Origin of the sequence: Kitasatospora sp. NPDC097643 (assembly GCF_040302625.1) — a bacterium.
In the GTDB taxonomy this organism is placed as follows: Bacteria; Actinomycetota; Actinomycetes; order Streptomycetales; family Streptomycetaceae; genus Kitasatospora.
Window position 1 is genome coordinate 72,922 of sequence record NZ_JBEOSA010000038.1, and the last position, 6,298, is coordinate 79,219.

At 73.7% G+C, this 6,298-nt stretch carries 6 protein-coding genes; 4 read left to right on the plus strand and 2 right to left on the minus strand.

Translation table 11 applies throughout. The features are described from left to right. Positions 1-6: 6 nt before the first annotated feature. Complete coding sequence (locus tag ABTY15_RS23710) at positions 7-1,152, plus strand: RNA polymerase sigma factor (protein ID WP_350598040.1); 1,146 nt, start codon at positions 7-9, stop codon at positions 1,150-1,152. A 120-nt stretch (positions 1,153-1,272) separates the two neighbouring features. Here ABTY15_RS23710 and ABTY15_RS23715 read toward each other — a convergent pair whose 3' ends face one another. Then, positions 1,273-2,106, minus strand: coding sequence for a PIG-L family deacetylase (locus tag ABTY15_RS23715; RefSeq protein ID WP_350598047.1), 834 nt, complete (start codon positions 2,104-2,106; stop codon positions 1,273-1,275). Positions 2,107-2,364: 258 nt separating this feature from the next. Here ABTY15_RS23715 and ABTY15_RS23720 point away from each other — a divergent pair, with 258 nt between their 5' ends. Further along, complete coding sequence (locus tag ABTY15_RS23720) at positions 2,365-3,390, plus strand: chitinase (protein ID WP_350598051.1); 1,026 nt, start codon at positions 2,365-2,367, stop codon at positions 3,388-3,390. 14 nt (positions 3,391-3,404) lie between these two features. On the opposite strand, the gene ABTY15_RS23725 is transcribed toward ABTY15_RS23720, so the two are convergent. Continuing rightward, positions 3,405-4,922, minus strand: a complete 1,518-nt coding sequence (locus ABTY15_RS23725) for an MFS transporter (protein ID WP_350598057.1) — start codon at positions 4,920-4,922, stop codon at positions 3,405-3,407. Here ABTY15_RS23725 and ABTY15_RS39825 point away from each other — a divergent pair. Together ABTY15_RS39825 and ABTY15_RS23735 are read left to right on the plus strand one after the other, a co-directional pair. Beyond that, the gene (locus ABTY15_RS39825; RefSeq protein ID WP_502893571.1) at positions 4,873-5,436 is read left to right on the plus strand and encodes a DUF6924 domain-containing protein; all 564 of its coding nucleotides are present in this window, start codon (positions 4,873-4,875) and stop codon (positions 5,434-5,436) included. The genes ABTY15_RS23725 and ABTY15_RS39825 overlap by 50 nt on opposite strands. A gap of 46 nt (positions 5,437-5,482) precedes the next feature. Next, positions 5,483-6,196 carry an SDR family NAD(P)-dependent oxidoreductase gene (locus ABTY15_RS23735; RefSeq protein WP_350598071.1) on the plus strand — a complete coding sequence of 238 codons (714 nt, stop codon included), beginning with the start codon at positions 5,483-5,485 and terminating at the stop codon, positions 6,194-6,196. The last annotated feature ends 102 nt before the right edge of the window (positions 6,197-6,298 follow it).

Below are 6,298 nucleotides of genomic sequence, written 5' to 3' on the forward strand. Positions count from 1 at the left end.
TACCGGATGGACGAGGCACTGCTGCGCAGCCTCACTCCGGGCGTGCTCGGCATCCTCGTCCGCCGCGGAGCCGACTTCGCGGCGGCCGAGGACGCCGTGCAGGACGCGCTGGTGGAGGCGGTCCGGGTCTGGCCGGCGGACCGGCCGCGGGACCCGAAGGGCTGGCTGGTCACCGTGGCCTGGCGCAAGTTCCTCGACGCGAGCCGGGCGGACGCCGCCCGCCGCCGCCGGGAGGACCGGGTCGACGAGGAGCCGGCGCCCGGGCCCGCGGCCGCGGTGGACGACACGCTCCAGCTCTACTTCCTGTGCGCCCACCCGTCGTTGACACCGGCGTCCGCGGTGGCGCTGACGCTGCGGGCCGTCGGCGGGCTGACCACCCGCCAGATCGCCCAGGCCTACCTGGTGCCCGAGGCGACCATGGCGCAGCGGATCAGCCGGGCCAAGCGCACCGTCTCCGGCGTGCGGTTCGACCAGCCCGGCGACGTCGCCACCGTGCTGCGCGTGCTCTACCTGGTCTTCAACGAGGGCTACTCAGGTGATGTCGACCTCGCGGTGGAGGCCATCCGGCTCACCCGGCAGCTGGCGGCCGCGATCGACCACCCCGAGGTGGCCGGGCTGCTCGCCCTGATGCTGCTCCACCACGCCCGGCGCGCCGCCCGCAGCGCGCCGGACGGCAGCCTGGTGCCGCTCGCCGAGCAGGACCGCGGCCGGTGGGACACCGGGCTGATCGCCGAGGGCGTGGCGGTCCTCCAGCAGGCCCTCGCCCGGGACCGGCTGGGCGAGTTCCAGGCCCAGGCCGCCATCGCGGCGCTGCACGCCGACGCGCCCACCGCCGCGGAGACCGACTGGGTGCAGATCGTCGAGTGGTACGACGAACTCGCCGGGCTGACCGACAGCCCGGTGGTCCGGCTCAACCGGGCGGTGGCCGTCGGCGAGGCGGACGGGCCGCGGGCCGGCCTGGCGGCGCTCGCGGCGCTGGACGGGTCGCTGCCGAGGTACGCCGCGGTGGCGGCGTACCTCCACGAGCGGGACGGCGACCCGGCGACGGCGGCTCGGCTGTACGCCGAGGCGGCCCGGAAGGCGGCCAGCCTCGCCGAGCGCGACCACCTGACCCGCCAGGCCGCCCGGCTCAACGCCCGCCGCCGCGACTGACCGCGCCGCCGCCACCGAAGCCCGCCGCCACCGAAGCCCGCGACCGACGCCCGCCGCCACCGAAGCCCGCGACCGACGCCCGCCGCCACCGACGCCCGCGACCGACGCCCGCCGCCGAGGTCAGCGCAGCCCGGCGAACAGGTCGTTCTCGGGCAACTCGGCGCCGGTGGTGTCGTGGACCCGGACGAAGGTCTCCACCCCCATCAGCTCGGTGAACCGCTCCTTGCCCATCTTCAGGAAGAAGATGTTCTCGCTCTGGCTGGCGTGCGCGCCCAGCGCGTCGAACTTCTGGCCGCCGAACTCGGTGGTGTCCACCCAGGTGGTGATCTCCTCGTCGGGGAGCCCGATCTGCGCCATGGCCTCGGCCTGGGCCGGGTCCGGCTCCTCCCAGTCCGCGCCGAACTCGCGCATGACCTCGCCGAACCGCTGCATCGCCGAACGCGGGGCCGTCGTCCAGTACACCTTCGGCGTCAGGTCCGTCAGCTTGAGCGCCGCCGTGGTGATCCGGTTCGCCTGGATGTGGTCGGGGTGGCCGTAGAACCCGTTCTCGTCGTAGGTGACGACCACGTCCGGCTGGTAGTGCCGCAGCAGGTCGGCGAGGCGGGCGGCCGCCTCGTCCACCGGCGTCCGCCAGAACGAGCCGGGTGCGTCGTTGGCGGCCCAGCCCATCATCCCGGAGTCGCCGTACTCGAGCAGTTCGAGGTGACCGATCTTCAGGACCTCGCAGCTCGCCTCCAGTTCGCGGCGGCGCAGCGCGGCGACGGCGGCCGGATCGTGCCCGGGCTCGCCCGGTTTGACGCCGCCCGGGCCGTCGCCGCAGGCGCCGTCGGTACAGGTGACGAGGACCGTGCGGACGCCCTCCGCGGCGTACCGCGCCAGCACGCCCCCCGTCCCGGTGGCCTCGTCGTCGGGGTGGGCGTGCACCGCCATGAGCGTCAAGGGCCGGTCAGCCATGGAATTCCATCCTTCGGTCTGTCGAGTGGTCGGCCCCAGTCTGCGTCACGGCGACGGGTGGCCGTACCGATCAACCCCGGGACGGGCCGATCCCTTCCCGTCCCTTCCCGGGCCCTGCTGACCGGCCCACTGACCACCATTGGGAAACTTTCCTAACCAAAGTCATTGACCCCGGCGGCCCTGGCCCCGATCCTGTGAGACACCCGCCTCCCCTTGACCTGCCGTCACCGTGTGGTGCATCGACGAAAGTGAGTTGGCATGCGCAAGACCATCGGACTCCGTCTCACCGCCCCGCTGCTGGCCGCCGCCCTCGTTCCGGCCGCCCTCCTGCTGGCCCCCGCGACCGGCGCGGCCGCGGCCCCGGGTGCGCCCGCGGCGGCCCCCGCCGTCACCGCCGTGCCCGGGATGGCCGCGGCGCCGTACGAGTACCTCGGCTGGGGCAACCCGCAGAAGCCGACCGACGTGATGAAGGCGACCGGGGTGAAGTGGTTCACGCTGGCGTTCGTCCTCTCCGACGGCGGCTGCAACCCCGCCTGGGACGGCACCAGGCCGCTCACCGGCGGCTCCGACGCGGCCGCGATCTCGCAGATCCGGGCGGCCGGCGGTGACGTCGTGGTCTCGGTCGGCGGGTGGAGCGGGAACAAGCTGGGCGAGAAGTGCACCAGCGCGAGCGCGCTGGCCGGGGCGTACCAGAAGGTGATCGACGCCCACCGGCTGAAGGCGCTCGACATCGACATCGAGAACACCGAGTTCGGCAATGCGACGGTCCGTCAGCGGGTGGTCGACGCACTGAAGATCGTCAAGACCAGGAACCCCGGCATCGTCACCTACATCACCATGGGCACCACGCCGACCGGCCCGGACGCCACCGGCAAGGACCTGATCAAGCGGGGCGCGGCGGCCGGCCTGGCCAACGACGGCTGGGTGGTGATGCCCTTCGACTTCGGCGGGCACAGCGGCAGCATGGGCCAGGCGACGGTCGGTGCGCTCGACGGGCTGAAGGCGGCGGTCAAGAGCGCGTACGGGTACGGCGACGACGCCGCGTACCGGCACATCGGGGTGTCCTCGATGAACGGGAAGACCGACCAGGCGGGGGAGAGCGTCACCACCGGCGACTTCCGCACCATCCTCGGGTACGCCCGGCAGCACCACCTCGCCCGGTTCGCCTTCTGGGCGGTCAACCGGGACCGCGCCTGCGGCTCCGGCACGGGCGCCGACGCGTGCAGCGGCATCGCGCAGTCCCCGTACGAGTTCACCAGGATCGTCGCCCAGTACCAGGGCTGATCCGGCCCGCGGGATCAGGCCTCCTGACGGTCGATCTCGTCCTCCCGGACCAGCCAGAGCGCGAGCGCCGCGCCGACCAGGCTGACCAGTCCGCCGAGCATGAGCACGAGGTTGAGGCCGTCGAGGAAGCCGGCCCGGGCGGCGGTCGACGCGGCCGCCCGGGCCTCCTCCGGCAGCGCGGCCAGCGCCTGCGGCAAGCTGCCGGAGGAGGCGGCCTCGATCAGCTCGCGCGGACGGGCGCCCTCGGCGAGCGGGGTGCCCGCCGCCAGCTCGCGGACGGTGTGCGAGCCCCGGCCGACGAAGATCGCCCCCCAGACGGCGATGCCGACCGCGATGCCGACCTGCCGGAAGGTGTCGTTGATGCCCGCCGCCATGCCGCTGTTCTCCTTGGGCACCACGCTCACCGCGACATCGGCGATCACCGGGTTGATCAGGCCGACGCCCGCGCCGCCGACCAGGAAGCCGGCCAGCAGACCGGTCCAGGTGTCCTCGGGCTGGATGTCGCCCATCAGCAGCATGCCCGCGCCGACCGCGACCAGGCCGACGCAGAGCATCAGCCGGGCCTGCACCCGGGAGAGCAGCAACCCGGCCACCGGCGCCACGAGGAAGCTGAGCACGGTGATCGGCAGGTAGCGCACGCCCGCCGCGAACGGCGACAGCCCGAGGTAGTTCTGCAGGTACAGCGTCAGGTAGAGGAAGAGCGCGAACAGCGAGCTGGAGACCGCGAAGGCGGCCAGCTGCACCCCGGTGAACGCGTGCCGGCGGAACAGGCCGAGCGGCAGCATCGGCTCCGGGACGCGGCGCTCGATCACCACGAAGACGGCGAGCAGCACGGCCGCACCGGCGAACAGCCCGACGATCAGCGCGCTGCCCCACCCCTCGGCGTTGCCCCGCACCAGCGCCAGCACCAGCAGGAACAGCGCACTGCTGAAGGCCACCACCCCGGCCCAGTCGATCCGGGTGGCGTTCGGGTCCCGGCTCTCGGCCAGCTTGAGGTAGGTGACGACCAGGGCTGCCGCCCCGATCGGCACGTTGAGGTAGAAGATCCACTCCCAGCCGAGCGAGTCCGTGAGCGCCCCGCCGATCAGCGGGCCGACCGCGACGGCCACCCCGATCGTCGCCCCGTAGACGCCCATCGCGGCGCCGCGCTCACGGCCGGGCGGGAACTCCTGCGCCACCAGGGCCAGCGAGACCGCGAACATCACCGCGCCGCCGACCCCCTGGACGGCGCGGGAGACGTTGAGGAAGACCGGGTTCGGCGCCAGTGCACACAGCAACGAGGCAGCGGAGAAGATCACCAGCCCGGCGGCGAAGGCCCGGCGCCGCCCGAGCCGGTCGGCCAGCGAACCGGCCGTCAGCACCAGGGCGGCCAGCGACAGGGCGTAGGCGTCGAACACCCACTGCAGGTCGGTGAAGCTTGCCCCCAGGTCCTTGCGGATGGACGGCAGGGCGACGTTCACCACCGTGATGTCGAGCAGCAGCATGAACGTCGCGACCGAGACGGCGATCAGCGTCCACCACTTGCGTTGCACGGCTGGCGGTCTCCTTCGGCTTCGACCTCGCCCGCGGCTTCCACTTCTGGCTCGACCGCGGTTCCGGCTCCGGTTCCGGTCCCGGCTCCGACGGCGGCTTCGGCTGCGGCTTCGACTGCGACGAGGTGCGCACGGACCGCCGGCCGGTGCCCGGTGGCGGCGATGCCGTCGACCGTACGCAACGCGGTGGCCCGAACCCGGCCAGACACGGCCGGACGCGCCCGGGGAGGCCCTGTCCGGCGGAGGCCGCGGCACCCGGGGCCTGAACCTCGTCGACGAGGTCACCCTCGGCTCGCCGGAGCGTCCGGTGCTCGTGCTGGCCCTCCAGGACGAGCCGGGCCGCAGCTTCCGGGTCGTGGCGGACCGGCTCCACCTGGTCGAGAACAACCTCTCGCTCGGCAACGCGGACTTCGCCGACCTCGCCGCGGAGGTCGACGCGGACGGTGTCCTGCGGGCCACCGGGGTGCCCTCCCCGCAGGCGGCGATGGACGCGATGCGCGCCGCCCTGGGCTGAACGACCCAGCCGTGAAATGGTCCTGACGGTCTGCCAGGATCACGGTATGAACGCATCCACACCGCCCGGTCGGACCCGCACCGCCCTCGTCACCGGAGCCAACCGGGGCATCGGCCTCGAAACCTGCCGCCTGCTCGCCGAGGCCGGGCTCGACGTCGTGCTCGCCGCGCGCGACCCGGACCGCGGCCGGGCCGCCGCCGCGGACCTCGCCCGCGCCGGACACCGCGTCCGGGCCGAGCAGTTGGACGTCGCCGACCCGGCGAGCGTCCGGGCCTGCGCGGACCGGCTCGCCGCCGACGGCGTCGCGGTGGACGTCCTGGTCAACAACGCCGGCGTCTACCCGACCATGCCGTTCTTCTCGGTCGACGAGTCCACCCTCGACGAGTCGCTCCAGATCAACCTGCTCGGCGCCTTCCGCACCTGTCAGGCCTTCGTCCCGGACATGGTCCGCCGGGGCTACGGCCGGGTGGTGAACGTCTCCTCCGGCGGCGGCGCGCTCACCGACAACATCCCCTCGCCCGCCGCCTACGGCATCGCCAAGGCCGCCCTGAACGCGCTGACCCTGGTGGTCTCGGCCGCCGTCCCCCCGTCGGTCAAGGTCAACGCCGTCTGCCCGGGCTGGGTCAGCACCGACATGGGCGGCCCGGGAGCCCCCTTGACTCCCGAACAGGGCGCCGACACCGTCGCCTGGCTCGCCCTCCTCCCCGACACCGGCCCCACCGGCACCTTCTTCCGCAACCGCCGCCCCATCCCGTGGTGACGGAGCCGGGGTACGGGTCGGGTACCCGGTGCCGATGGTGTCGAAGGCGACCGCCTGGAGGGCGCGCGCCGCCCGGCGCCGCCGCACCTCGGGCTCGTCGTC

Bases quoted from the DNA above. Each gene is read 5' to 3' on its own strand.
- ABTY15_RS39825 (WP_502893571.1), top strand. From the start codon at position 4,873: ATGAACGTCGCGACCGAGACGGCGATCAGCGTCCACCACTTGCGTTGC.
- ABTY15_RS23720 (WP_350598051.1), top strand. From the start codon at position 2,365: ATGCGCAAGACCATCGGACTCCGTCTCACCGCCCCGCTGCTGGCCGCC.
- ABTY15_RS23735 (WP_350598071.1), top strand. From the start codon at position 5,483: ATGAACGCATCCACACCGCCCGGTCGGACCCGCACCGCCCTCGTCACC.
- ABTY15_RS23715 (WP_350598047.1), bottom strand. From the start codon at position 2,106: ATGGCTGACCGGCCCTTGACGCTCATGGCGGTGCACGCCCACCCCGAC.
- ABTY15_RS23710 (WP_350598040.1), top strand. From the start codon at position 7: ATGGACGAGGCACTGCTGCGCAGCCTCACTCCGGGCGTGCTCGGCATC.